Source organism: Paractinoplanes tereljensis (genome assembly GCF_016862435.1).
Taxonomy (GTDB): domain Bacteria; phylum Actinomycetota; class Actinomycetes; order Mycobacteriales; family Micromonosporaceae; genus Actinoplanes; species Actinoplanes tereljensis.
Window position 1 is genome coordinate 215,428 of sequence record NZ_BOMY01000050.1, and the last position, 24,217, is coordinate 239,644.

General features: G+C 67.4%; 26 protein-coding genes. 16 read left to right on the plus strand and 10 right to left on the minus strand.

What is annotated here, in order from left to right:
* The first annotated feature begins 129 nt into the window (after positions 1-129).
* Complete coding sequence (locus Ate02nite_RS39180) at positions 130-1,305, plus strand: acyltransferase family protein (RefSeq protein WP_203812963.1); 1,176 nt, start codon at positions 130-132, stop codon at positions 1,303-1,305.
* Positions 1,306-1,330: 25 nt separating this feature from the next.
* Here the strand turns inward: Ate02nite_RS39180 and Ate02nite_RS39185 are convergent, their stop codons facing one another.
* Together Ate02nite_RS39185 and Ate02nite_RS39190 are read right to left on the minus strand one after the other, a co-directional pair.
* Positions 1,331-1,912 (minus strand): DUF3618 domain-containing protein, encoded by a 582-nt coding sequence (locus tag Ate02nite_RS39185; RefSeq protein ID WP_203812964.1) that lies wholly within the window; start codon positions 1,910-1,912, stop codon positions 1,331-1,333.
* Complete coding sequence (locus tag Ate02nite_RS39190; protein WP_203812965.1) at positions 1,909-2,319, minus strand: phage holin family protein; 411 nt, start codon at positions 2,317-2,319, stop codon at positions 1,909-1,911. Before Ate02nite_RS39190 ends, Ate02nite_RS39185 begins: the two co-directional genes overlap by 4 nt.
* 215 nt (positions 2,320-2,534) lie before the next feature.
* On the opposite strand from Ate02nite_RS39190, the gene Ate02nite_RS39195 reads away from it, so the two are divergent.
* A complete protein-coding gene (locus Ate02nite_RS39195) occupies positions 2,535-4,436 on the plus strand; it encodes a carbohydrate-binding domain-containing protein (protein WP_203812966.1) in 1,902 nt (633 codons plus the stop codon).
* Between the two features lie 19 nt (positions 4,437-4,455).
* Here Ate02nite_RS39195 and Ate02nite_RS39200 read toward each other — a convergent pair whose 3' ends face one another.
* Positions 4,456-5,040: a DNA mismatch repair protein MutL gene (locus Ate02nite_RS39200; protein ID WP_203812967.1), complete on the minus strand. Its 585-nt coding sequence runs from the start codon at positions 5,038-5,040 to the stop codon at positions 4,456-4,458.
* A gap of 36 nt (positions 5,041-5,076) precedes the next feature.
* Here Ate02nite_RS39200 and Ate02nite_RS39205 point away from each other — a divergent pair, with 36 nt between their 5' ends.
* The 6 genes from Ate02nite_RS39205 to Ate02nite_RS39230 all read left to right on the plus strand — a co-directional run bounded on the left by Ate02nite_RS39205 (position 5,077) and on the right by Ate02nite_RS39230 (position 9,971).
* On the plus strand, positions 5,077-5,763 hold the full coding sequence (locus tag Ate02nite_RS39205) for a response regulator transcription factor (protein ID WP_203812968.1): 687 nt from the start codon (positions 5,077-5,079) through the stop codon (positions 5,761-5,763).
* Positions 5,760-7,028 (plus strand): sensor histidine kinase, encoded by a 1,269-nt coding sequence (locus Ate02nite_RS39210; RefSeq protein ID WP_203812969.1) that lies wholly within the window; start codon positions 5,760-5,762, stop codon positions 7,026-7,028. Before Ate02nite_RS39205 ends, Ate02nite_RS39210 begins: the two co-directional genes overlap by 4 nt.
* Positions 7,029-7,072: 44 nt before the next feature.
* On the plus strand, positions 7,073-7,870 hold the full coding sequence (locus Ate02nite_RS39215) for a lytic polysaccharide monooxygenase (RefSeq protein ID WP_203812970.1): 798 nt from the start codon (positions 7,073-7,075) through the stop codon (positions 7,868-7,870).
* Positions 7,855-8,457: a DUF305 domain-containing protein gene (locus Ate02nite_RS39220; protein ID WP_239148032.1), complete on the plus strand. Its 603-nt coding sequence runs from the start codon at positions 7,855-7,857 to the stop codon at positions 8,455-8,457. Before Ate02nite_RS39215 ends, Ate02nite_RS39220 begins: the two co-directional genes overlap by 16 nt.
* Before the next feature lie 118 nt (positions 8,458-8,575).
* The gene (locus Ate02nite_RS39225; RefSeq protein WP_203812971.1) at positions 8,576-9,697 is read left to right on the plus strand and encodes an outer membrane protein assembly factor BamB family protein; all 1,122 of its coding nucleotides are present in this window, start codon (positions 8,576-8,578) and stop codon (positions 9,695-9,697) included.
* A gap of 34 nt (positions 9,698-9,731) precedes the next feature.
* Positions 9,732-9,971, plus strand: a complete 240-nt coding sequence (locus Ate02nite_RS39230; protein WP_203812972.1) for a hypothetical protein — start codon at positions 9,732-9,734, stop codon at positions 9,969-9,971.
* 24 nt (positions 9,972-9,995) lie between these two features.
* On the opposite strand, the gene Ate02nite_RS39235 is transcribed toward Ate02nite_RS39230, so the two are convergent.
* Complete coding sequence (locus Ate02nite_RS39235; protein ID WP_203812973.1) at positions 9,996-10,559, minus strand: NUDIX hydrolase; 564 nt, start codon at positions 10,557-10,559, stop codon at positions 9,996-9,998.
* Positions 10,560-10,717: 158 nt separating this feature from the next.
* Here Ate02nite_RS39235 and Ate02nite_RS39240 point away from each other — a divergent pair, with 158 nt between their 5' ends.
* The 3 genes from Ate02nite_RS39240 (at position 10,718) to Ate02nite_RS39250 (ending at position 12,683) form a co-directional block, all read left to right on the plus strand.
* A complete protein-coding gene (locus Ate02nite_RS39240) occupies positions 10,718-11,854 on the plus strand; it encodes a helix-turn-helix domain-containing protein (RefSeq protein ID WP_203812974.1) in 1,137 nt (378 codons plus the stop codon).
* A gap of 171 nt (positions 11,855-12,025) precedes the next feature.
* Positions 12,026-12,169, plus strand: a complete 144-nt coding sequence (locus Ate02nite_RS39245; protein WP_203812975.1) for a hypothetical protein — start codon at positions 12,026-12,028, stop codon at positions 12,167-12,169.
* A gap of 208 nt (positions 12,170-12,377) precedes the next feature.
* Positions 12,378-12,683, plus strand: a complete 306-nt coding sequence (locus tag Ate02nite_RS39250; RefSeq protein ID WP_203812976.1) for a hypothetical protein — start codon at positions 12,378-12,380, stop codon at positions 12,681-12,683.
* On the opposite strand, the gene Ate02nite_RS39255 is transcribed toward Ate02nite_RS39250, so the two are convergent.
* Positions 12,677-13,624 carry an SRA domain-containing endonuclease gene (locus Ate02nite_RS39255; RefSeq protein ID WP_203812977.1) on the minus strand — a complete coding sequence of 316 codons (948 nt, stop codon included), beginning with the start codon at positions 13,622-13,624 and terminating at the stop codon, positions 12,677-12,679. The genes Ate02nite_RS39250 and Ate02nite_RS39255 overlap by 7 nt on opposite strands.
* Positions 13,625-13,674: 50 nt before the next feature.
* Complete coding sequence (locus Ate02nite_RS39260) at positions 13,675-16,785, minus strand: DUF3427 domain-containing protein (protein ID WP_203812978.1); 3,111 nt, start codon at positions 16,783-16,785, stop codon at positions 13,675-13,677.
* A 112-nt stretch (positions 16,786-16,897) separates the two neighbouring features.
* On the opposite strand from Ate02nite_RS39260, the gene Ate02nite_RS39265 reads away from it, so the two are divergent.
* The gene (locus Ate02nite_RS39265; RefSeq protein ID WP_203812979.1) at positions 16,898-17,737 is read left to right on the plus strand and encodes a phosphoribosylaminoimidazolesuccinocarboxamide synthase; all 840 of its coding nucleotides are present in this window, start codon (positions 16,898-16,900) and stop codon (positions 17,735-17,737) included.
* On the opposite strand, the gene Ate02nite_RS39270 is transcribed toward Ate02nite_RS39265, so the two are convergent.
* Positions 17,734-18,033, minus strand: coding sequence for a DUF3040 domain-containing protein (locus Ate02nite_RS39270; protein ID WP_203812980.1), 300 nt, complete (start codon positions 18,031-18,033; stop codon positions 17,734-17,736). The two genes, Ate02nite_RS39265 and Ate02nite_RS39270, sit on opposite strands and share 4 nt — an antisense overlap.
* Before the next feature lie 86 nt (positions 18,034-18,119).
* On the opposite strand from Ate02nite_RS39270, the gene Ate02nite_RS39275 reads away from it, so the two are divergent.
* Complete coding sequence (locus Ate02nite_RS39275; protein WP_203812981.1) at positions 18,120-18,851, plus strand: potassium channel family protein; 732 nt, start codon at positions 18,120-18,122, stop codon at positions 18,849-18,851.
* A 68-nt stretch (positions 18,852-18,919) separates the two neighbouring features.
* A complete protein-coding gene (locus Ate02nite_RS39280) occupies positions 18,920-21,148 on the plus strand; it encodes an LLM class flavin-dependent oxidoreductase (protein WP_239148033.1) in 2,229 nt (742 codons plus the stop codon).
* Between the two features lie 185 nt (positions 21,149-21,333).
* Here Ate02nite_RS39280 and Ate02nite_RS39285 read toward each other — a convergent pair whose 3' ends face one another.
* On the minus strand, positions 21,334-21,522 hold the full coding sequence (locus Ate02nite_RS39285; protein ID WP_203812982.1) for a hypothetical protein: 189 nt from the start codon (positions 21,520-21,522) through the stop codon (positions 21,334-21,336).
* Positions 21,519-21,785 (minus strand): hypothetical protein, encoded by a 267-nt coding sequence (locus Ate02nite_RS39290; RefSeq protein ID WP_239148034.1) that lies wholly within the window; start codon positions 21,783-21,785, stop codon positions 21,519-21,521. Before Ate02nite_RS39290 ends, Ate02nite_RS39285 begins: the two co-directional genes overlap by 4 nt.
* Before the next feature lie 305 nt (positions 21,786-22,090).
* Here Ate02nite_RS39290 and Ate02nite_RS39295 point away from each other — a divergent pair, with 305 nt between their 5' ends.
* Positions 22,091-22,996: a Sco1979 family transcriptional regulator gene (locus Ate02nite_RS39295; protein ID WP_203812983.1), complete on the plus strand. Its 906-nt coding sequence runs from the start codon at positions 22,091-22,093 to the stop codon at positions 22,994-22,996.
* 68 nt (positions 22,997-23,064) lie between these two features.
* Here the strand turns inward: Ate02nite_RS39295 and Ate02nite_RS39300 are convergent, their stop codons facing one another.
* The gene (locus tag Ate02nite_RS39300) at positions 23,065-23,298 is read right to left on the minus strand and encodes a DUF397 domain-containing protein (protein ID WP_203812984.1); all 234 of its coding nucleotides are present in this window, start codon (positions 23,296-23,298) and stop codon (positions 23,065-23,067) included.
* A 263-nt stretch (positions 23,299-23,561) separates the two neighbouring features.
* On the opposite strand from Ate02nite_RS39300, the gene Ate02nite_RS39305 reads away from it, so the two are divergent.
* On the plus strand, positions 23,562-23,816 hold the full coding sequence (locus Ate02nite_RS39305; protein WP_203812985.1) for a hypothetical protein: 255 nt from the start codon (positions 23,562-23,564) through the stop codon (positions 23,814-23,816).
* Positions 23,817-24,217 lie beyond the last annotated feature (401 nt).

Below are 24,217 nucleotides of genomic sequence, written 5' to 3' on the forward strand. Positions count from 1 at the left end.
GACAGGCCAGGTCAATCCGCTACCAGAAATGTCAGACACCCGTCTCGGGTTCCGGGAAACTCCCGCTCAACGCGTGGTCCGTACCCGTTTGGGATCTTTGTCTGGTTGAAGCGGTTAACGTCAGTTTCGATGACGGAGACCAAAACCGAGGTACGCCCGGCCGAGACTCGCTCGGCCGGGCCGTCCCTGAGGTTCCGGCCCGACATCGAGGGGCTGCGCGCGGTCGCGGTGATCGCGGTCGTCCTGTTCCACGCCGGGGTGCCCGGTGTCGGCGGCGGCTACATCGGCGCCGACGTCTTCTTCGTCATCTCCGGCTTCCTGATCACCTCGCTGATGATGCGCGAGATGGCCACCACCGGGGAGCTGTCGCTGCTGCGCTTCTGGGGCCGGCGCGCCCGGCGGATCCTGCCGGCGGCCACCCTGGTGCTGGTCACCGTGGTGCTGGCCGGTTACCACTGGCTCGGATCGGCGCGCGGCGACGAGATCGCCGAGGACGGCCGGTGGGCGGCGCTGTTCGCGGCCAACTTCAACTTCGCGGCCCAGGGCGTCGACTTCCTGCAGTCACAGTCCGCACCCTCGCCGCTGCAGCATCTCTGGTCGCTCGCGGTCGAGGAGCAGTTCTACCTGGTCTGGCCGGCCCTGGTCGGGCTGCTCATCTGGCTCGGCCTGCGGCATGCCACCCCGCTGCTGCTCGGTCTGGCCGTCGCCTGCTCGGTGGGCTGCTCGATCTGGCAGACCGGCACCTGGTCGTACTTCTCGCCGGCCACCCGGGGCTGGGAGCTCGGCGCCGGCTGCCTGCTCGCCCTGGTAGCCGACCGGCTCGACCGGATCCCGGCCCCGCTGTCCACCGGGCTGGCCGGCGTCGGGCTCGGCGGCATCGTGGTGGCCGCGCTAAGTTTCGACGACAGCACCCCGATGCCCGGGTACGCGGCGTTGCTCCCGGTGCTGGCCACCGTGCTGGTGCTGGCCGGGCGTGGGGACGGGCTGCTCGGCCTGGCGCCGCTGCGCTGGATCGGCCGGATCTCCTACCCGCTGTACCTCTGGCACTGGCCGGTGCTGATCATCGCCGAGCAGTCGTACGGCCCGCTGTCGGCCCGGACCCGACTGGCCCTGGTGCTGGTCAGCGTCGTGCTGTCGATCGTGACGTACCTCCTGGTGGAGGCCCCGATCCGGCACAGCCGGAGCCTGCAGCGGCCGGTACTGACGGTGGCCATGGCCGTGCTGCTGATCGCGGCGCCGCTACTGGTCGCGGAGTGGCGGACCAGCACCGTGGCCATCCGGACAGCCGGAGACGGCACGCCGTAGGGCGTGCCGTCTTCCGAGTCGCTGGTCAGCGCCGGCGGCGCAGCACCGTCGCCACGATCGCGGCCGCACCGAGAACCACGGCCGCCACCGCGGCCAGCGGAATCGGCCGGCGGGCCACGTCGGTCGGCGAACCGTCGGTGAACTGATGCCGGACCTGGTCGCCGACCTCGCCGGCCTGGCTCGCCACCCGGCCCGCGGCCTGCGCGGTAGTCTGCTGCACCTCGCTCACCTGCTCACTGATCTGCGCGGCCTTCACCGCGGCTGCCTCTTTGGCCTGCGCGGCCTTCATCGCGGCCGCTTCCTTCGCCTCGGCCGCCTTCACCGCGGCGGCCTCCTTGGCCTTGTCCGCGGCGCGCTTGAGCTCCTGCGTCTTCTCCGCCGCGGACTCCCGGAACTCGGCGGCCTTCTCCGTGGTGACGGCCTTGAGCTCCTGGGTCTTCTCCACGGTCGCCTGCTTGATCTCGGCTTTCTTGTCGGCCGCGGCGTTCTTTACCCGCGCCTTGACGTCAGCCTTGGCCGCCAGCGCGGCGGCCGTCTCGCCGAGGTCAGCCCGGGTCTCCTCGATCGACTCCCGAACCTCGTCAGCGGTCCTGTTATCGCCGCTCATGCGTGCCGTCCCTCCCGGATCGCGTCCTTGACCGTCTCGACATCACGCCGGCCGCTGGCCATCGCGGCCTCCGGCTCGGGCGGCAGTGCCTGGCTCACCTGGTTCTTGCCGATCAGCGCGGCCACCCCCGCCGCGGCGAACAGCACCACGGTGACGATCAGTGCGGCCGCCCAGGCCGGCATGACCAGGGCAAGCAGGGCACCCACGGTGACGAAGAGCGCGCCGAGCCCGTACAGCGCCAGAGCCCCGGCCGTGCCGAACAGGCCGGCGCCGAGCCCGGCCCGCTTGCCCTTCTCCACCATCTCGATCCGGGCGAGGGTGAGTTCCTCCCGTACGAGGGTGGAGACCTGTTCGCTCATCTGCCGGACAAGATCACCGGTCGACTGTTGCTCGGTATGCGTCGTCATGCGTGCTCCCTCCTAGCCCAGCACATACCCGCAGGCGGCGCAGGTAATCGCCTGACCTGCGAAGTCACCGCTTCGAGGCATCCAGATCGAACACAGTCAATTCATAGTCAACTCTCGGGAAACCTTGAGCTTCGGAACGCCGTACCCGGCTCTTATGCATTGATAGGTTTCGATTTTGCCTTCGAGTAACCAGGCGTTCACGGAGGGACCCATCCATGACCCCCAGAATCCCGCGGGCCGCCATGCCCGCGGCGACCGTGGCGTTCACCATCACCCTGGTGGCCGCCTCGGCGGTGGCGATTGCGGCCGCACCGGCCAAAACCGCCGCCGCACCGCACCACTCGGCCGCCCCGCCCGGCACCGCCGCGGCGGCGGCCCGAGCCCTCAACCGCCCCGACCACGACAGCCACCGCCCGGACGACCGGCACCGGCCTCGGCCGATCGAGCGCCGGATCCGGCTGACCGGGGGCAGCGCCCGGGCGACCGGCCCCGGCGTCACCGTGGCCGGCGCGACCGTGACCATCGGCTCGCCCGGCACCTACCGGATCAGCGGCAAGCTGAGCGACGGCCAGCTCGTGGTGAACAGCGCCGACGCCGGTCTGGTCCGGCTGATCCTCGACGGGGTGGACATCAGCAGCTCCACCAGCGCGCCGATCGCCATCCTGGCGGCCGGTGAGGCCGAGGTGGTGCTCGCGCCGGGCTCGCAGAACGTGCTGTCCGACGCGACCACCTACGTCTACCCGGAGGGGGTCGATGAGCCGAATGCGGCCCTGTTCAGCGCGGCCGACCTGACCATCGGCGGGTCCGGGTCGCTGACCGTGACCGGGAACGCCTACGACGGCATCACCAGCAAGGACGGGCTGGTCATCGACGGCGGCGCGATCACCGTGCAGGCCGTCGACGACGGGGTGCGGGGCAAGGACTACCTGGTGGTCAATGGCGGCACCCTCGCGGTGACGTCCGGCGGCGACGCCCTGAAGTCCGACAACAAGGACGACGCCACGGCCGGCTACATCGCGGTCAACGGCGGCACCGTGAATGCCACCTCGACCGGCGGGGACGGGCTCGACGCCGAGACCGACGTGCTTGTCGACGGCGGTGCGATCACCGTGGGCAGCGCCGGCAAGGGCCTCAACGCCGGCAAGTCGGCGGTGGTCAGCGATGGCGTGGTCACCATCGACGCGGTCGACGACGGCGTGCACTCGGACGACACGGTCACCGTCGACGGCGGCAGCGTCACGGTGGCCAGCGGCGACGACGGGGTGCACGCGGACGGCGTGGTGACGATCAGCGCGGGCGAGGTCCGCGTGAACCGCTCGTACGAGGGGATCGAAGGTCTGAAGATCCTGGTCAGCGGGGGCATCGTGCGAGCTACCTCGCAGACCGACGACGCGGTCAACGCGGTCGAGGAGGGCGTCGGCGAGATGGAACCCGCGCCGAACGCTCTCATCGAGATCACCGGCGGCACGGTGATCGTCGACGGTGGCACCGACGGACTCGACTCGAACGGCGCGCTCACCATCGCCGGCGGGGTGGTCGTCGTGAAGGGCTCAGCCACCCGGGGTGGTGGCGAGGGCGGTCTCGACTCCAACGGCGCGCTCACCTTCAGCGGTGGCACTGTCGTGTCGACCGGGGTCAGTGCCGTGACCAGCCGGTTGCCCAGCACCGGGCAGGGTTGGGTGCTCTACGGCTTCGCCGCCGGGCAGCCGGCTGGCACGCTGGTGCAGCTGGCCGCCGCCGACGGGACGCCGCTGCTGGCCTACGAGACCTCGAAGGCGTTCCAGGCGGTGCTCTTCTCCTCCGCCGACGTGGCGACCGGAACCCACTACCTGCTCTACACCGGTGGCGCGGCCACCGGGACGCCGCTCGGTGAGGGGCTGTCCGGCGGCGGCGACCTGACCGGCGCGACGCCGATCATCGAGCTGACCTCGGGCACCGCGGCCGGCAACACCGGTGGGGGAGGTGGCCCGGGCGGAGGTGGAGGTCCGCGCCCGAGCGGTCCCCGGCCCAGTGGTCCGTGGCCGAGCGGCCCCTGGCCGAGCGGTCCGGTGCCCAGCGACCCGGTGCCCAGCAGCCCGGATCCCGTTCCCAGCGAGCCGGTGCCTTCCAGCAGCTGATTTGCGGTGGGGCGACCGCTTACTGACCGATCTCGCTGACCTCGGCGAACGGGCGGTCGTCCCACCACGTGGCGTGAATGATGAAGCTGTGGTTCGTCTCGTTGAAGTAGACGGCCATGTTGTCCGGGGAATCCTGGACCTTCTGCACCGCGTACCCCTCGGCTGGGGTTGCGGTGACCAGGGTGACCACGCTGTCGGAGGTCATCTTGATGACCGCCTGGCCGCCCTCCACCTGGAATGACCGCACGTACGTGCGCAGGCCGTCGTCGGCCGTGGTGACCGTCCAGCCGTCCTCGGTCTTGGTCGGCGGGGTCGTCGCCTTCGTGGTCGGCGCGTTGGTGGCCGGCTTGCTGGTGGTCTTGGTCGGAGCCGTCGTGCGCGGCCGTTGCGTCGTCGGCGCGGTTTCCTCCGGCGCTTTCGACTCGGTCACCGCCGGCAGCGGCGCCGGGAAGCTGACCGTCTTGCCGGCCGGCAGCTGAGCCAGGGCGCCGTCCTGCGGCGCGGTGGTGCGCAGCACCGGAAGAATCGCCACGCTGGCCAGCACAATGCTGGTCGCCGTAGCGGCCGCCCAGCCCGCTATCGGAGCCCACCGGGAAGATCGCACGCGGCCATAATCTCACCTACACCTATGCTGCACCGCATGGCGCTGATCCTGCTGGTCGAGGACGACCGCATCATCACGGCCGCACTGTCCCGGGCGCTGACCGACGCCGGGCATGTGGTGCGGCCGGTGGGCCGGGCCGCCGACGCCCTGAAGATCGTCACTGAGGAGCGCCCCGACCTGGTCATTCTCGACCTCGGGCTGCCCGACATCGACGGCACCGACGCGCTGCGGATGATGCGTTCGGTCTCGGACGTGCCGGTCATCGTGGCCACCGCGCGCCGCTCCGAGGCCGACATCATCAGCCTGCTCAGCGCCGGCGCCGACGATTACGTGACCAAGCCGTTCTCCGGCGGGCACATCCTGGCCCGGATCAACGCGGTGCTGCGCCGGGCCCGCTCCGCGGTGGACCAGGCCCCACCCGAGATCGTCGTCGGCGAGCTGGTCATCAACCCGCGACAGCGCCGGGCCGAACTGCGTGGCCAGCCGCTGCAACTCACCCGCCGCGAGTTCGACGTGCTCGCCTACCTGGCCGAACGGGTCGGCCAGGTGATCAGCCGGCGCGAGCTGATGAACGAGGTCTGGAACCAGGCCCGGATCGGCGAGGAACAGACCATCGACGTGCACATCTCCTGGCTGCGCCGCAAGCTGGGGGAGACGGCGGCCCAACCCCGATTCCTGCACACCGTACGGGGTGTGGGCGTGATGATGGTCGATCCCCGGTGAGGTGGGCGCTCAACCGGCTGGCGCTCGCGATCACGTCGATGGTCGCGCTCGCCTTCCTCGTACCGCTGGCGGTCGCCACCCGCCAGATCGCCCACGACCGCGCCGTTAGCGACGCCCGGCAGCAGGCAACGTCCCTGGTCACGGTGCTGGGCGTGGACGCCGATCCGACCCTGCTGACCAACGCCGTGGCCAGCACCACGGCCGGTAGCGCGGGCCGGCTCGCCGTACACCTGCCGGAGGCCGACCCGATCGGCGTCTCGCACATCGACGCCGGCCAGATCTCGATCGCCGCCCAGGACCGAAGGTCCGTGCTGGCGCCGGCCCCCGACGGCGTCGCCTACCTGCAGCCCACGGTCCTGACCGACGGCCGCACCGTGGTGGTCGAGGTTTATGTGCCGGATTCCGAGATGCAGCGCGGTGTCCTGACCGCGTGGTTCGTCCTGGGTGGACTGGCGGTGCTGCTGGTGGCCGGCTCGGTGCTGCTGGCCGACCGCCTGGGCGGCCAGCTGGTCAAGGCCACCCGGCAGCTGGCCGGCTCCACCCGCCGGCTGGGCGGCGGCGACCTGGCCACCCGGGTCGAGCCGATGGGCCCGCGCGAACTGCAGGACGCCGCGAACGCTTTCAACACCATGGCCGACGACCTCCGCAGCCTGATGGAACGCGAACGCGAGCTGGCCGCCGACCTTTCGCACCGCTTGCGTACGCCGTTGACCGCCCTGCGCCTGGACGCCGAAGCCATGCCGCCGGGCCCGGTCGCCGACCGGATGCGGCAGGCCTGTGACCTGCTCGATTCCGAGCTGGAAGCGATCATCACCGGCACCCGGAGGGGTTCGCAGGCGCGCGGCCCGGAGAAAACCGACCTGGTCGAGGTGCTGGCCGACCGGCTCGCCTTCTGGTCGGTGCTGGCCGAAGATCAGGAACGGCCGTGGGAGGTCATCGGCGGCGACGTGCCGGTGATGCTGCCCCAGTCGCACAGCGAGCTGATCCTGGTGGTCGACGCGATGCTGGGCAACGTCTTCTCGCACACGCCCGAGAAGACGGCGTTCCGCGTACACATCTCGCCGGACGGCCTGCTTGTCGATGACGCCGGCCCGGGCATCGCGGACCCGGCCCGGGCGGTGCAGCGCGGGGTCAGCGGGGCCGGCTCCACCGGACTTGGCCTGGACATCGTGCGCCGGGCCGCCGACGAGTCCGGCGGCCAGTTGGTGATCGCCCGCTCCCCGCTGGGCGGCGCCCGGGTGGGCATTCTTTTCGCGGTTTCATGATCCGTTAAGGAGCCTTTATGGTCGGGCTCCCTACCGTGCTCCGCATGCGCAGGAAAATTGCTTATCCCCTGGTTGCCCTAGGCGTGACGGTCGGCTCGAGCCTGGCGGTGGTGACGCCCGCGTTCGCGCACGGATACGTCTCGACGCCGCCGTCCCGGCAGGCGTTGTGTGCGTCCGGGGCGGTGACCGACTGCGGGCAGATCCAGTTCGAGCCGCAGAGCGTCGAGGCCCCGAAGGGCAGGCAGTCCTGCGACGGCGGAGTTTCCACCTGGTCGGTGCTGTCGGACGAGTCGCGGAACTGGCCGGCCAAGGCGGTCGGTTCGTCGGTGACCTTCACCTGGGTGATGACCGCCCGGCACCGCACCGCGGACTGGCAGTACTTCATCGGCGGCACCAAAATCGCGACGGTAGACGGCGGAAATGCCCAGCCCGACGCGGTGGTGTCGCACACGATCGACCTGAGCAAGTTCCCGGGCAAGCACACGGTCCTGGCCGTCTGGAACATCGGGGATACGGCAAACGCCTTCTACAGCTGCGTAGACCTGAACGTGGGCGGCGGCGCGTCGACGCCGACTTCTGCGCCGGCCACTTCGCCGACCACCGCAGCGCCGACCACCGCGCCCGCCACCACCGCGCCTACTGCTCCCACGGCCACGGCCACGGCGCCCGCCACCACCGCGCCGCCCGCCGCTTCCGGTTCCGCTTGGGCGGCTGGCGTTTCGTATAAAACGGGCGATGTGGTGACTTATAAGGGCGTGCGCTACCAGTGCCGCCAGTCGCACACCTCGATCAACACCTGGGAGCCGACGATCTACACGCTCGCGCTGTGGCTCCCGCTGTGAAGCGCCTTTTCCTCGTCGCGCTGATCGTGCCGCTGGCGCTGGCCGCCTGCGGAACGGCCGCCACCCCGACGCCGGCCGAGACGGTGACCGCGAATAGCGTCGCCGAGATCCAGGCCGGCGACGACTACAACGACACGGACGTGATGTTCCTGCAGATGCTGGCCTACCACCAGAAGCAGGGCCTGGAGATGACCGCGACCGCGGGGTCGCGCTCGACGAACGCCGACCTGAAGACGCTGGCCCAGGCCGTGCAGGCCACCGAGAAGGACGAGCTGTCGATGATGCAGGCGTGGCTGACCCAGTGGGGCAAGGCCACCGAGGTCGACACCGCCGCGTCGCTGCACGCCGACCACGGCGGCCTGCCCGCGACGGGCCCGGCCGAGATCAAGGCCCTGAAGACCGCGTCCGCGGCCGACTTCGACACGGCGTTCCTCAACCTGTTCCTGGCCCACCAGCACAACGCCATCGAGATGGCCCACCTGGAGACAACCCAGGGCCAGAACAAAGAGGCCAAAGCCTTCGCCGTACGGGTAAGAGAGTCCCGCCAGGCCGAAGTCCAGCAGCTGCTCAAGCTGATGAACAGCTAGTTCCTCCGTTCGAGGGTGGCCCAGCCCGTTGGGCCACCCTTTCGGCGTTTCGCCACCCGCTGCGCACCCGACATGCATAAGTTACGTGCGCAAATCACCACATTCCGGGGGCCGCGCTGTGACTGCTTTACGCCGTACCTTGTGCATCGCCGTTGTCTTTGCCGTTGGTCTTTCGGGCGGTTCGGCCGCCGCCGCCCCCGCAGGTTGGGACCACCCCGGCTACGACGCCGAGGACAGCTACTACAACCCCGGCGAGTCAGTAATCAACGCGAACACCATCGCGAAGCTGACCAAGCGCTGGTCAGTGACGTTGCGCAAGCACGAGGGTTCCTGCGGCGGCTTCGGCGCCCCGATCGTCACCGGCGGCCGAGTGGTGGCGACCGACCAGCTGGGAATCTCGGCGTACCAGGCTTCAACGGGCGCGCCCGCATGGAGTTTCAACTGGCCAGACCCAGGCGACGCGGACACGGCGGTGCTGGCCGCGTCAGGCAGCACGGTGATCGCCGCAAACGGCGACTGCAACTCCAACAGCGACCCAGACGGAAGCTTGCGGGCCCTAGACCTGACAACCGGCAAGGTGCGCTGGTGGGTGGACTCGGATATGCCCATCTACACCGTGGTGGTCGACAAGGGCATGGTCGTCGTTTCCGGCGAATCCCCGTCAGACGAGCAGGCCGTAGTCGCCTACCGGGTAGCAGACGGCAAACAGGCCTGGCGAAAGGTCGACTACGAGGGCTCAAGCGTCTCCGCAAACGGCTACGTCCTGGTAAACAAGGGCAACACCACGTCAGCCGTCTCGGTCACGACGGGTGCTCCGCTGTGGACAAAGCCATCGCTGTGGCAGGCAAAGGCCGCAACCCCGAACGCCGACCGCTTCCTGGTGACAAACGGCACCGCAATGTCCGCAATCAAGGCCACCACCGGCGCCGTCCTATGGACCGCCCCCAACAAGGCCTCCGACTTGCTGGCCACAGACGGCCGCCGCATCTACCGCATGGACGACCACACGGCCGAGGCCTTGGACATCAACAGCGGCCGCACGCTGTGGTCCCGAGCCCTGCCCGCCGAGGGCGCCCAGCCCATCCGCGCAGGTGGCCTGCTTTACACGGGCGGCCCAGTTCTGTCCCCGACCTCAGGCGCCGTGCTCAACCAGGCCAAGCCCCTGGCCGGCCGCCAGATCCCCACAGGCGGCCACCTCTACACGGTGAAAGAGGGAACGCTGTCGAACTTCGCGCCGTAGCGCTCACCGCGATCTGGTGAAGCAAAATGACGGCATGGCCGCCGAGGAAACCACCCAAGATCGCATGACCGACGCGGAGTTTCATCAACTCGCCAGGCTGCTCGCGCGCTACGCGGACCAAGAGTTGGACCAGTTCGAGCATTGGCGGGTCGCAACGCAGTATGGCCCGGTGTTCATCGACATCAGTCGACAGTGCCCTCCAGGCACCGAAGACGCATACGACGTCCTCTGGCCGCTACCCAATGGACCCGGCGACCCGACTCGCCTGCCTTGAAACCCGTGAACTCCTGCTGGAGTGCTAGAGCTTTCCGGTCGCCTTCAGCAGGAGCACGGCCAGCAACCCGGAGATCGAGCCGGCACCGACGATCGCCCCAGCGTCAGTCAATTCCTGGACCTGGTCGAGCGGAATCCACCCGAGCCGTTCGGCCTCGTTGATGTCCGGGGCGGAACCGATGTAATCAGCTCCGCGTGCGATATAGACGACGTTCTCCTGGTCGATGGTGCCCACCATCGGCTGGAAGGTGACCAACTTTTCCAGGTGGCGCGGACGCCAGCCCGTCTCCTCCTCGACCTCGCGAGTCGCGCAGGCCATAGCGTCCTCAGCCGGGTCGAGATAGCCGCCAGGCAACTCCCAAACCCAGCGATCCACGATGAATCGGTGCCGCCACATCATCAGAACCCGCTCGTCATCGTCGACAACGATGACCATTGCGGCACCGGGCACGCGGAGAACGTACTGCTCGAATCGCACACCGTCGGGCAATTCCACGTCAGCGATGCTCAGAACCGCCCGCCGCGAATCATCGATGACCCGCTCGCCGTGAATGGTCCATTCGCTGGCCCGTTTCGGCTCCGCGGTCATGCTCGCACCATAGCCTCTGAACCTCGTGGGCCCGGCCGCGTCGAACGAGGGCGCTTAGCCGACCGGGGGTCGGCGTCGACGCAGCATCGGGATACCGTCGAGTGGCGTCAGTTGTATCGACTGGCGGCCTACCCTGACCGCGCTACCAGGGAGCCCAGATGTCCGAGATCGGGCAGCGTATTCACGAGCTGCGCACCGAGCGCATCCCCCGCCTGACCCAGCACGAACTGGCCGAGCGCGCTGGCGTGAGCGTCGACGTCATCCAGAAGCTGGAGCAGGGCCGCAAGGCCACCGCGAGAATCCGCACGCTTTCGGCGATCGCCACGGCCCTCGACGTCGACCTGTCGTCACTGCTGAGCAAGCCGACTCATTTGGAAACGGTGCCGGTCGACGGTGGCTTGCTGGCATTGCGGCGAGCCCTGACCCCGGTCGTCGACGAACCTGGAGAGCCGGCTGATCTGGAAGACCTGCATGCCCAACTCGGCGAGGCGTGGTCGGCCTATTGGAGTGGCGACTACGACCTGCTGTCCGCGTTCCTGCCGGGCGTGATCGGCAGTAGCCGGGCTCTGCCCTCGAAGGATCTGCTCGCCGAGGCATGTCAGATCGCCGCGTGCACTCTCGTGCACCTCGGCCACGCTGACCTGTCGCTGGTCGCGGCCGCGCAGGGTCTCGCTGCTGCGGAGGATCCGCTTCTGCGTGCAGCGCTCACCGGCACGCATTCGTGGGTGCTGCTCAACCAGGCTCGGGCGGCTGACGCCGCGGTCATCGCGATCCGTGAAGCCGACGAAATTGAGCCACGCCGACGGGCGCCGAAGGCTGCCATCAGCATGTGGGGGAATTTGCTCGTTACCGGAGCGACCGCAGCAGCGCGCTCCGGAAATGAAGACGAGGCACGGGACCTGCTCCAGGTGGCGCACGGAGCGGCAGTCCGTCTCGGTGAAGATCGCAACGACTACCAGACAGCATTCGGCGTGAGCCAGGTCGTGATGCAGCGCGTCGACGTCGCGGTGGTAGCCGGTGACTACGTGGGTGCCTTGGACGCCGCAAGGGATATGCCCGCAGATACCGGCCTGCCGCTCGCGGCCCGAGCCCGGCATCAGACCGACCTTGCGCACGCGCACGTTGCCCTCGGTCACGCCACCGAGGCAGAGCGGATCCTGCTCGACATCGAGCGGATGGCACCGCGCTGGATGCGTTACCAGGTCTTTCCCCGAACCGTGGTGGGCGAGTTGCTGAGCACCCGCAAGCCGACGATCGCGATCAAGAGTCTGGCCCGACGCCTGGGCGTCGAGTAGGACAAGACGTCCTACTTCAGAAGATCGCGTACGCCCGAAAATAGGACGTAGCGTCCGTTCCTACGCCGAGTTCCCGTCACTACTTTCCGTAGTGGCGGCAGCAGTCGTTGATGCGCAGGGCTTTCGGCCGTCCTGCGGCCGCCTACCTCGGTCCGCTTCTGAGGAGGAACGATGCTGCGAACGATCCCCGTCCTGAGCCAGATTCTGGAACGGCGCCGGCTGGCCCGAATGGCTCGCGAGGCACCGAGCCTCTCGGCGGCCGAGCACGCTGCAGCGGTCCGCCGAATCATTGAACAGGCCCGGGCCGAGCGGTGAGCGACGTCGACCACCTACCGGCAAGGCCGACCTGGGAATGCAAGTCCTGCATCACGGACTGGCCATGCGATCAGGCGCGCAGGGCTTTGGTCGACGAGCACGTCGCCGACAAGGTAGCCCTCGCGATGCTGATGTGGACTTACCTTGAGGACTTCGCGATGGACGCTGGCCCTGGCCCGCTGTCGGGAGCCTGGGACCGGTTCCTGGGTTGGACGCGCTCGTGACGCCCTCGATGCACGAGCCACCCGCCGAGGCCGGTCGCTTCATCACGGTCAGTCTGGCGATCGAGAATCGCTACGAGGGTGGCTTGCTGATCCCCACTCAGGTCACCAATGTAGTCATCCCGGCTCCACCCGATGAGGGAGATGCGGACGCGATGGATGCCTGGGAGTACGACCACATCTACTCGTTTACCGGCACCGGCCGGACGCATGGCAATTCCTGGTATGACGTGACCGTCACTGCCTGCAGCGACGCGTCGCTGATTGGCAGTTCCTATGCGTTTGGTTACTGATGGCTTGTCGCGCGCTCGCTGCCGACAGCACCATGGCCTCGATCGGGTTCCGTGACCTCCCTGCCGATCGCGAGTTGCCTCGCTCTGACGGTCTCCCGCAAGCTTTGCGCGCGCTGCTCCCGGTCTCTGCCATGGTGGAGGCGATCGTGGCAAGTCCCGCAAATGGCACCAATCCAGTCCACTCGATCGATGTCTGGATCAATATGGTGTGCCTGAAAATGAGGTCTGCCGAAAACGTCGGTCCAATCTGGCACTACTCCGCAGGACTCGCAGGCGCCGCCGTTGTCGATGGCGCGTTGGACCACATAGGCCGTCAGAGCCGGATTTGACACGCGCCGATTGCGACTCGTTATGGTTTCCCGCTTTCTTTTGCCATCAGCCGCGGCGGTGTGAGTGGATGCCAGCTCCCAAAGCTCGGCCTCGGTGCGAGGTGCCGGTGGCGCGGCCGGTGCGATCTTCGGCAAAGGCGGCGAAATTACATCATTTGCGTTTCTAAGGAAGTGGAACCTGATGTCCTGGCGAAGGACCTTTTTCGTGTCTAGGCTCAGGTCGGTATAGATGTCGGCGACGGTGAAGCTGCCCAGATGTAACCAGTGAGATCCGGTCCTTTGCACCTTGTAAAAGACGAGGACGGGCCGGCCGGAGTCATGGCAGTCTCGTAGTTGAAGGTTTCCTCTGACGTATTGCATGGGACCGACGCTGCCCTCGCCCGAGTAGATGAACTCGTCGGGCTCCTCGATCCAGCGATTCGCATATAGCGGACGGAACGGATTCCAAAAGACGCATTGATCATCCCCGACGACCGTGATCCCGGCCGTGTCGTTGCCCGGTGGGCCACCCGCATCCTTTGCCGCGGCGTGGATTTCGCCCCGGTTGTAGATCTTGTTCGGTATGTAGGTGACCATGCCGGCCATGATGATCTGGCGGCCCTGCAGTCCCATGACAAGAGGGCAGCGCAAGGCATGAATGAGCTGGCACTATGGTCAGCCGTCTATGCGACAGCGGCCGCGAAGGCCGCAAACAGGTCGCCGGAGAGCGGCGTTTCCAGGCGCCACTTCACCGCCATCGGGCGCTCGCCTTCGTGACTCACATACGTGGCTGGGCCGAGGAACCAGAACGCGCGGTCCTCGGTGCTCTCTCGGGCGAAGAGCAGAATCTTTCGCTCCCTGGCCGCGTGATGCTGATAGCGCTGCCCGGTGGGACTGTCGGCCGAGGTGGTCGACTGGCTTTCCCAGTGGATTAGGTCGGGGCTGATTGCGTAGTCGCGGTAGCGCGTGGTCGGCGAGAAGTCGCCGCTGGTCTTGTCGAGCGTGAAGGCGAGCAGATCTGCCCCGATTGTCGAGGCGTCGAGTACGCCCTCCCGCCACTCCCGCGTCTTTGCTCGGTCCGCCTCGCCAACGGCGGCCAGCATCTCGAGTCGGGTGTAGCGGCCGTGCACTTGCAGCGGGATTTCGTCGGTGACGGCGTGCTGCACGTGGTTGGGCGAGTCATACAGGGCGTTCATCAGGTCACGAAGCTCCGCTAACACCTGCGGGTGTCGCCAGACAATGTCGGCTGCCTGCTGGAGAGTGGCGTCTTGTAGCTCGTTCTTCTTGGTCAAGATCTGGTTGCCCAGGTTGGCGATGAGCATATGCAGCAGGCGACGGTCCGTCGTGGTCATCGCGGCAGCGTTCGGCTGGCCGGCCTTGGTTAACAGAGCCAGGTAGCTGTCCAGCCGTTGGCGGTCGTCGACGTGCTGCAAGCGACCAATAGCCCGGCGCAGTGATTGCTCGAACGGGCCAGCCGGTTCGACCGATGCGTTGGCCTGCTCGAGCATCTCCGACCAGGTGTGGTTGGCGTTGTAAACGTCCGCGATCTCCAAGCCGGTCTCGCGCAGATATTCGGCCAGCGAGACCGGGCCGCGGGTGGCAATGAGTTCGCGGAGTTCTCTCACCTTGGCCGGCCAGGTCGAGGGCACGGCCTCTCGGATGCTGCGGAGGACGATGTCCTGGGCGACTCGGTCGAGTTCCATGTGGCAGCCAGCCGGAAGGAACGGGAAGCCCTCCTTGATCGCCTTCTCCAGGTCGAGGCGGCTGCCGCCGAGCAGCGCACGATAGCGCCGGTCGAAGCGGAACTCGCGCCGGTGCATTCCGACGAAGTCGAGCACCGTGCAGATCATCTTGTCGCGGGACTGCCGTAGACCCCGACCCAACTGCTGGAGGAAGAGCGTGGCGCTCTCGGTTGGGCGGAGCATGAGCAGCATGTCCACGGCGGGGACATCAACACCCTCGTTGAACAGGTCGACCGAAAAGACCACCTGGACGCGGCCAGCGGCCAGGTCGGTGAGCGCGCCCGCTCGCTCAGCGTCCGAGGACTTACCCGAGACCGCGACCGCCTTGACTCCTAGCTGCTGAAACTGAGCAGCCATGTAGTGGGCATGCGCGACGCTGACGCAGAAGCCGAGGCACTTGATGGTGGCGACGTCGTCGACGTGATCTACCAGCTTCTGGTAGACGAGGCGCACCCATCCGTCGTTGCCGGTGTACTTCTCGGTCAGGGCGTCGACGTCGTAGCCCTGGCCACGACGCCACGGAACTTCGCTCAGATCGATGCCGTCGTGGATGCCGTAGTACTCGAAGGGGGACAGCCGATGCTGCTCGATCGCGTCCCACAAGCGCAGCTCGGCGGCGATGCGATCACCGAACCAGTGCAGGATCGGCAGTCCATCAGCGCGCTCCGGCGTGGCGGTCAAGCCCAACAGCTCGCGCGGCGCCAACTTGGTCAAGACGGCCTCGTATGAGGGTGCGGCCGCGTGGTGGAACTCGTCGATGACGATGACGTCGAAGTGGTCTGGCGCGATTCGCTCGACGTTGTTCTTGAGGCTGTGGATGGAGGCGAAGACGTGCTCGAAGTCTTTGGGGCGCTCGCCATCCACCCAGAGCTCACCGAAGGCGTAATCCCGCATGGCCTGTCGGTAGGTAGCCATGCTGGCCTGCAGGATTTCCTTGCGGTGCGCGATGAAGAGCAGGCGTGCTCGCGGCAGCCTTTTCCTCAGTCGGTCGTAGTCGATGGCGGCCATTACGGTTTTGCCGGTTCCGGTCGCCGAAACGAGCAGGTTCCGGTGATGGCCCTGGGCTCGCGACACTTCGATCAGTTCGAGCAGGCGCTCCTGAAACGGCTTTAGCTCTAGTTCGGTCGGGCTGAGCATGGCCCGATCGGGCTGATCGGGACGACGCAGGCGAGCTATTGCCTCCTCGAACTGCGCCTTGTCGTACCTCTTGAACTCCTCGCTGGCCTCGAACGTCTCGAAGGCGGCCTTGATGCGGGCGATGACATCGGGGTTCCGTGCAGCCGAGAGGCGCACGTTCCACTCCGACCCATCGGTCTGCGCCGAGTAGGTGAGGTTCGACGAACCCACGTAGGCGGTGCTGAACGAGCTGTGCCGGTGAAAGAGCCAGGCCTTGGCATGCAGCCGGTTAATCGACGTGTCGTAGGAGACCCGCACATCGGCGCCCATGCCGGCCAACTCGTCGAGGGCGGTGGCTTCGGTCGATCCCGTGTAGGTGGTGGTGTAGATCCGCAGCTGTTTTCCCTGCTCGGTGTGCCGACGCAGCGCATCGCCGAGCCCTCGCTTCAACCCGCTCCGGCGAATGAAGGCGATGACCAGGTCGATCTCGTCGGCGGACTCGATCTCCCGAAGTACCTGACTGCCGACCCGAGGCTCGCCTCGTGCATTGGTCAGCAACGTCGTGTCCAGTAGCGGGATGAGCGGACGCTCGGGAAAGCGGGTTTTGCCGTCCGGTTGCATCGTGCCGATGGCGCTCAGTACCTCGGCGGAGGCGGCCGGCCGTTCGGTCGCGACGTTGACCTTCGGAAGCCGTTCGTGCAGTTGGTCCATCAAAAGGTGGGCGACCTCAACGCCGACGGTGGCCCGTTCGTCGAGTGGAACGGCTTCGAGGGCTCGGAACACCTGTCGAGCGAGAAGCTGAGCTATCCGGTCCGGCGCATCGGCGTTGCGCAGCGCCATCCGTTCAACCAGTTGAGCGTCAATTCCGGCGAGTTGTGCCTCAAGCGCCTCAGTTAGAACGGTCTCGTAAAGCCCGGCGGCAAGCTCGTCACTCACGCGGCCAGTCTGCCGTATGACCGTTATCGCCTGGTGGGCCTTTCGGGTCTGGTTCTTCGAGGTCGGATAGCGTGAGGTCGGCACAACGGACGGGTAGCGCGGAGGGGATCACGTGGAGCTGTTGCACTCGGGGAAGGTTCGGGACGTCTACGCCGATGGCGCTGACCTCCTTCTCGTCACCTCGGACCGGATCTCGATCTACGACGTCATCCTGCCTACCGCCATCCCGGACAAGGGGAAGATCCTCACTCAGCTTTCGCTCTGGTGGTTTGAGCAGCTTGCTGACGTCATCCCTAACCACGTCATCTCCAGCACCGACGTGCCGGCCGAGTGGCAAGGGCGGGCCATTCGCTGTGAGCGGCTTGAGATGGTCATGGTTGAGTGCATCGCTCGGGGCTACCTCGCCGGCTCTGGGCTCAAGGAGTATGAGCGTGATGGCGCCGTCTCCGGTGTTGCGCTTCCGCCTGGGCTGATCGAGGGCTCCAAGCTCTCCGAGCCCATCTACACCCCGACCACCAAGGCCCCGGTGGGTGAGGGCCACGACGAGTTCATGACCTTCGCCGACGTGCAGCAGAAGGTTGGCGATGACGCCGCCCAGGAGCTGCGCAAGGTCACCCTTGAGGTCTACCGGCGCGGGCAAGAGGTGGCGGCCGCGAAGGGGATCATTATCGCCGACACCAAGATCGAGCTTGGTTACGCGAAGGATGGCACGCTCAAGCTGGGCGACGAACTCCTCACCCCGGACTCGTCTCGGTTCTGGGCGGCCGATGAGTGGAAGCCGGGTGGCACCCAGCGCTACCTGGACAAGCAGTTCCTGCGGGACTGGTCCAGCACGCTCACGGGATGGGACCGCACTGCTCCGGGGCCGGAAATCCCCGACGACGTCGTCGAGGCGACTCGGAACCGCTACGTCGAGGTCTACGAGCGGCTGACCGGGGATAAGTGGAGTTAGTTGGAAACTCCGGGGCGGCGGCGCGGGGACGGCCATACGGTCTCGCTCGTGATGCCGCCTCGCTTTGTCATCAGATGTAAGCCGTAAGCCACGCCGACCGCGGCCAAGAGCAAGCCGGTCCAGCCGCCGAAGACTATGCACAGCGGGGCCGAAGTCCACAGCAGAATCGCAAGGGTTGCGTACAGCCGGCCTCGCGGGCGGGCAAGGCGGTCGATTCGCTGGGTGAAGACGGGGTCGTCCGCGCGCAGGCGGGTCACCAAGGTGTCGAATTTTGCCTTCTCGGTCGGCTCCAGCACGGGGAACCACCTCCACGGGCCATGGTTCCCGGCGCCTGACCCAGAAAAACGCCGACGTGCGCCATCTGCCGAACCAGAATCAGATCATGAGCTCCGAGGAACGTCTGCGGTCTTGGGAACGCGCCACCGCGTACCCCTTGACCGGCCTGTCTTTGCTCTTCATCGGGGTTTATGCGTGGCCGGTGCTCGATCCGGGGCTCAGCGCGGGCTGGCAGCAGGTCTGCCAACTGGCCGACGTGGCGATCTGGGCCGTGTTCTGCGTGGAATATCTGATTCGGCTGAGGCTGGCGGGGCACAAGGCGCGCTTCGTGCGTACCCACTGGTTTGATCTGGCGGTCTTGATCCTGCCTGTTCTGCGGCCTCTGCGGGCGTTGCGTCTGCTCAATGCCCTGCGGGTGCTGAACCGGCATGCCGTGTCGTGGACTCGGGGGCGGCTGGCGATCTACGTCATCTCGGCCACCTCCCTTATTGTCCTGATGGCTGCCCTGGCGGTCCTGGACGCGGAGCAGGGGCGGGCGGACAGCCGCATCCACTCCTATCCGGAAGCTCTGTGGTGGGCGGTCTGCACGATCACGACCGTGGGCTATGGCGATCTCTATCCGATGACCGTGGAGGGGCGGCTGGTCGCGGGGACCCTGATGATCGGCGGACTGGGGTTGATCGGGTTCACCACCGGCTCGCTGGCCTCCTGGATCGTCGATCGCATCTCGGACACCGAGCGTCCCTCCGGTACCGCGACCCGCGCTGACGTGGCCCTCCTCATAAATGAGATCCGCGAGCTGAAGGCAGAGGTCGAAGCACTCAAAAGAGAGCCATGACACATCGCGGACAACATGTGTTGCGGGACGCAGGCTGGCGGCAATCAAGGAGTCCTAGGCTCAAGAACGTGGATTATGGCCACCCGATCGAGTTCGGGACGTTCATCACGCCGACAAACGACCCGCCGCAGGCGGCCGTCGAGCGGGCGCAGCTCAGTGAGCAGCTCGGCTTCGACCTGGTCACCTTTCAGGACCACCCCTACCAGCCGGGGTTTCTGGACACCTGGACGCTGCTGACCTGGGTGGCGGCGCAGACGTCGACGATCGCGATCTCCGGCAACGTGCTCAACGTGCCGATGCGGCCGGCTCCGGTGCTGGCCCGGGCGGCTGCCTCGCTCGACCTGCTGTCCGGGGGGCGGCTTGCGCTGGGGCTCGGCGCGGGGGCGTTCTGGGACGCGATGGAGGCGATGGGGTTTCCGCGGCGTACGCCGGCCGAGTCGGTCGATCAGCTCAGCGAGGCGATCGACGTGATCCGGGAGATCTGGCGGGCCGACACCCGTGCCCAGCTGCGGTTCGACGGCGACTATTACCAGCTCAAGGGGGCCAAGCGTGGTCCGGCGCCGGCGCATGAGGTGCCGATCTGGCTGGGCGCCTACAAGCCGCGGATGCTGCGGCTGATCGGCGCGAAGGCGGACGGCTGGCTGCCCTCGCTCGGCTATCTGAAGCCCGGTGACCTGGGTCGCGGCAACGCCGTGATCGACGAGGCGGCGGAGAAGGCCGGCCGGGATCCGCGGGAGATCCGGCGGCTGCTGAACATCTCCGGTGATCCGGGGAAAGAGCCGGCGCAGTGGGTGGACGAGCTGCTCCCGCTGATCCTCGAAGACGGGGTGGGCACCCTCATTCTCGGCAGCGACGACCCGCTCGAGCTGCAGCAATTCGCCACCGAGGTGATCCCGGCGGTGCGCGCGGAGGTCGCCCGCGCGCGGGCTTCCCGAGGAACAACGGCCGGGCCGGTGCGCAGCGCGGCCGCGCTGGCCGCCCGCCGCGAGGGCATCGACTATGAGGCGCTCCCCGGTTCGCTGACGGCAGTTGAGCCTGGCGACTTCGGGTACGCCAAGGTCCGGTCCACCTATATGCGGGGTGGTTCGCCCGGCCTGGTGATCAAGGCGACCAGCGTGGACGACGTGGTGACCGCGCTGGCCTTCGCCCGGGAGCAGAAGGTGCCGCTCGCGGTGCGCAGCGGCGGCCACGGCATCAGCGGACGGTCCACCAACGACGGCGGCATCGTGATCGACCTTTCCGCGATGCGCGATATTTCCGTTATTTCAAAAGAGGATCGGATGGTACGGGTGGAAGCCGGCGCCCGTTGGAAGGATGTGGCGGCAGCGCTCGCCCCGCATGGCTGGGCCCTGTCGAGCGGCGACTACGGCGGCGTCGGCGTCGGCGGACTGGCCACGGCCGGCGGCATCGGCTGGCTGGCCCGGGAGCACGGGCTCACCATCGACCACCTGCGCGCCGCCGACCTGGTGCTGGCCGACGGCTCGCGAGTGCACGTCAGCGAGGCCGAGCACCCGGACCTGTTCTGGGCGGTCCGGGGTGCCGGCGCGAACTTCGGGATCGTCACCGCGTTCGAGTTCCAGGTGGACGCGGTGGAGAACGTCGGATTCGGGCAGTTCGTCTTCGATGCGTCGGACACCGCGGGGCTGCTCGAGCGGTTCGGCTTCGCGATGGAGGCGGCCCCGCGCGACCTGACCGCCAACCTCATCGTGGGCGCGCCGCGCCGCGGTCAGTCGCTGGCCCAGGTGTACGGGGTGGTCGACTCCTCCATTCCGGACACCATCATCGATCGGCTCACCCCCGTCGCCCAGATCGCGCCGTTGCTCGACCAGCAGGTGCAGCTGGTTCCGTACGCGGGCGTGATGAACGTGCCGGACGCCCCGCACGACGGCCAGGGCGACCCGGTGGCCCGGTCGGGGCTGATCGATCACCTGACGCCGGAGTTCTGTGCGGCAGCCGCGGCCCTGGTCAACACGGGTACCGCGTACTTCTTCCAGATCCGGTCGGTGGGCGGCGCGGTCGCCGATGTGGCCGAGGACGCCACGGCGTATTCGCATCGGGCAGCGAACTTCTCAGTGGTCGCATTCGGTGCATCACGGTCGAGATTGGACGCTGCCTGGGGTGCACTGGCCGGCCACTTCCGCGGTTTGTACCTTTCGTTCGAGACCGACCAGAGCCCCGAGCGGATCGCAGAGGCGTGGCCACCTGCGACTTTGGCCAGGTTGCGGGCCCTCAAGAAGAAGCACGACCCGGCGAACGTCTTCCGCGACAACTTCAATATCGACCCTTTGGGTGATTAGCCCCTGTCCGACCGGGCCGCCGCACCCCTAAAAACTCACGCTCAGTAACCGCAAAGGTGTTGCTCGTCGACAAACATTCACCCGTTAGATGGCCCCCGGCCGTGGCTACGGGCGGTTACGACGACGAAGAGCCGACGCGAACGCGTCGGCTCTGAGAAAGAGGAAGGCTCTAAGAACGAGGAAGGTCAGTGCGGGCTGGAAGAGGTCATCGGGCGCTTGGGCCAGGCGGCGCCTGATCCGCAGCCCTCGCACGCCAGCTGATCTCCGCAGGAGGAGCACCAGTCGTTGGTGCGACGCAAATACCACCCCAGGGCCACGCCACCGAGAAGACTGAGCAGACCAACGATGGCCGCGACGGTCACCGCTCCGGTCATGCGGCCGAACCTCGCACCGGAAGACCGGCCGGAGTGATCCGGCGGCCGACAGTGCTGCGATCGCGGCGGTCGAGCGGGTCATCCGACATGCGCGCGGTCACGTAGGGAGCGGTGAACGTGTCGACCCCGGTGCCGCGGTGGGCGCCCGGTCGGTAGGTCACGGTCACGGCTCGCGGCGAGGCCGCCTCGATCACGCCGGCCCGCCAACCATCGCGGTAGACCCAGACGCGGTCGGACGGGTGATAACTGTCAGCGGGTGCCACATCAGCCGGGTCACGCTGCGGGGGAGCAACGGTCGGCGTGGATGACGACGCGTTTGACGGAGGTGGGGATGTCGGTGTCGTGGACATCGATGTGGCCCTCCCAGCACGCTGTGTCAGCAGATAGTGCGGTTGTGTCAGCTATCATCCTCGCGAACAAAGGCATTCGCAAGGCCGTCTGCACGTGCATTTGCATCCAGCGGATGCTCCGGGCGTCACCCTCCGGAGATAAGCTGGTGCTGTTTCGTTGTGGACGATCTCCCCTTTAGGATGCGTAGGGACTGCGGCCGGCAGCCCTCAAGACAGCGATGACGAGGAGTTCAGTGAGCGCGGGTTCGCAGGAGGAGGCACCGGGCAGCGGCCCCACAGTGCTGCGCATCCTGCTCGGCGCCCAGCTCCGCCGCTTGCGGGAAGCCAAGGCGATCACCCGAGAAGATGCCGGGTGGGAGATCCGAGCCTCGGGTTCGAAGATCAGCCGCATGGAGCTCGGGCGGGTCAGCTTCAAGGAGCGCGACGTCGCCGACCTGTTGACTCTTTACGGGGTCAACGACAACGACGAGCGCGAGGCTCTGCTCGTGCTGGCCCGGCAGGCCAACAACCCGGGTTGGTGGCAGCAGTTCAGCGACATCCTGCCCGGCTGGTTCCAGTCCTACCTGGGCCTGGAGGCGGCGGCCTCGCTGCTGCGCACCTATGAGGTGCAGTTCGTCCCCGGTCTGCTGCAGACTCCGGACTACGCGCGGGCCGTCATCATGCTCGGCCACGCCGGCGTCACCCCGGAGGAGATGGACCGCCGGGTCGAGCTGCGCCGCCAGCGGCAGCAGATCCTCGACCGGCCCGACGCTCCCCAGCTGTGGGCGGTCATCGACGAGGCCGTGCTGCGTCGCCCGATCGGTGGCATCGACGTGATGCGGGCGCAGATCGAGTTCCTGATCGAGGCGGCCAAGAAGCCGAACGTCCGGTTGCAGATCATTCCGTTCCACGCGGGTGGCCACGCCGCCGCGGGCGGGCCGTTCGCGATCCTGCGCTTCCCGGAGCCGGAACTCCCCGACGTGGTCTATGTCGAGCAGCTGACCAGCGCGATCTACCTGGACAAGCGCGAAGACGTCGACCAGTACGCCATGGCGATGGAGCGGGTCTGTATCGACGCCGAGCCGCCCAACCACACGCCGGAGATCCTCGGCAAGCTGCTCCACGAGGTCGGCCGCCCGGCCTGACTTCACTCCAGACAGCACTCAGGCCCGCCAACCGGCGGGCCTGAGTCGTTTATGGAGCACTGCGTGGCCTAGGCGAGCAGGTTGTCGAAGTCCCCGTCGCGAACCCCGCCGAGGAAGGCCTCGATCTCGGCCGGCGTGTAGATGAGGGCCGGGCCCTCGGGGTCCCGCGAGTTGCGGAAGGCGACCTCGCCGGAAGGCAGCAGCGCGGCCTCGACGCAGTTGCCGCTGGGGTTGCTCCGCCGGCTCTTCTGCCAGGTGACACCGTCCAACTGGCCGGCCGGGATGCCGTTAACCGCGTTCATTTGAAACTCCCTTGGTTTGCTCCGGTCGGGGATCGTCCGGAGGCGGTGCTCTCTCGTGGCTACGGCCGCATCACACGTTGTGCAAATGCACGTGCATTTGGCCTTGCGTACTCACGTGATTGTGAGCATGATAACGCACGTACACACTCCAAGGGGTGTCACTTAGGGTGACATCTTTGAGTGACGGGTCGGTCGCGGAAACGGCGTCTGCGGCCTCGGCGCGAGGCTCCCTGGCGGGGGCGTCCAAGCGAGAGGTGCGGAAGATGTCGATTCCCAATATCGGTCCCGAGCATGCTGATCACGGTGACCCCGAAGGAGTGGAAACACCTCGGAGGGGAAACCCGGCGCTCGTCTTCCGCGACGAGCCGCTGACTGACGACATGGCGGCGGCGACAACTCGTGCCGTCGCCGTGACGCACCGTTTTGGTGGTGTCAGGTATGCCCTGACCCGCCCCGATGCTGCGGTGGCCGAGCGCCGGCCGCCGGCCGAGGAGGATGATTCCGACGCGCGCGAGTGACCTCGTCCGTTGCGCGCGGAGCCGACGTGCCGGGCACCTTCCCGGCCCTCCGGTCCCCGTGCCGACGGCCCTGATCTTCCGCGGTGGCCGGCTCCTGCCGCGGCAGCCGCGCTGGCCCGCGCAGGAGTTCGCCGAGTCGGACTATCGTCATGGTTCTGGCAGCCTTCGGTTACGCATCGTGCACATCGAGTGGGCAGGCTCGGTCGTGCGCGACGGCACCACGTGGCTCGAGGCCGAGGCTGAGGAGCTCGATGCGGCCGGCCACAGTGCCGGCCGCCGTCAGGTTTTCATTCGTGCGGAGCGACTACCGGCCCCGCTGGCACGCAAGCGACCGCGATTGCGGGTGTAACGCCGTAACACCCGCGAGGCGCTCCGAATAGGACGCCATCCCCGACGCCGGT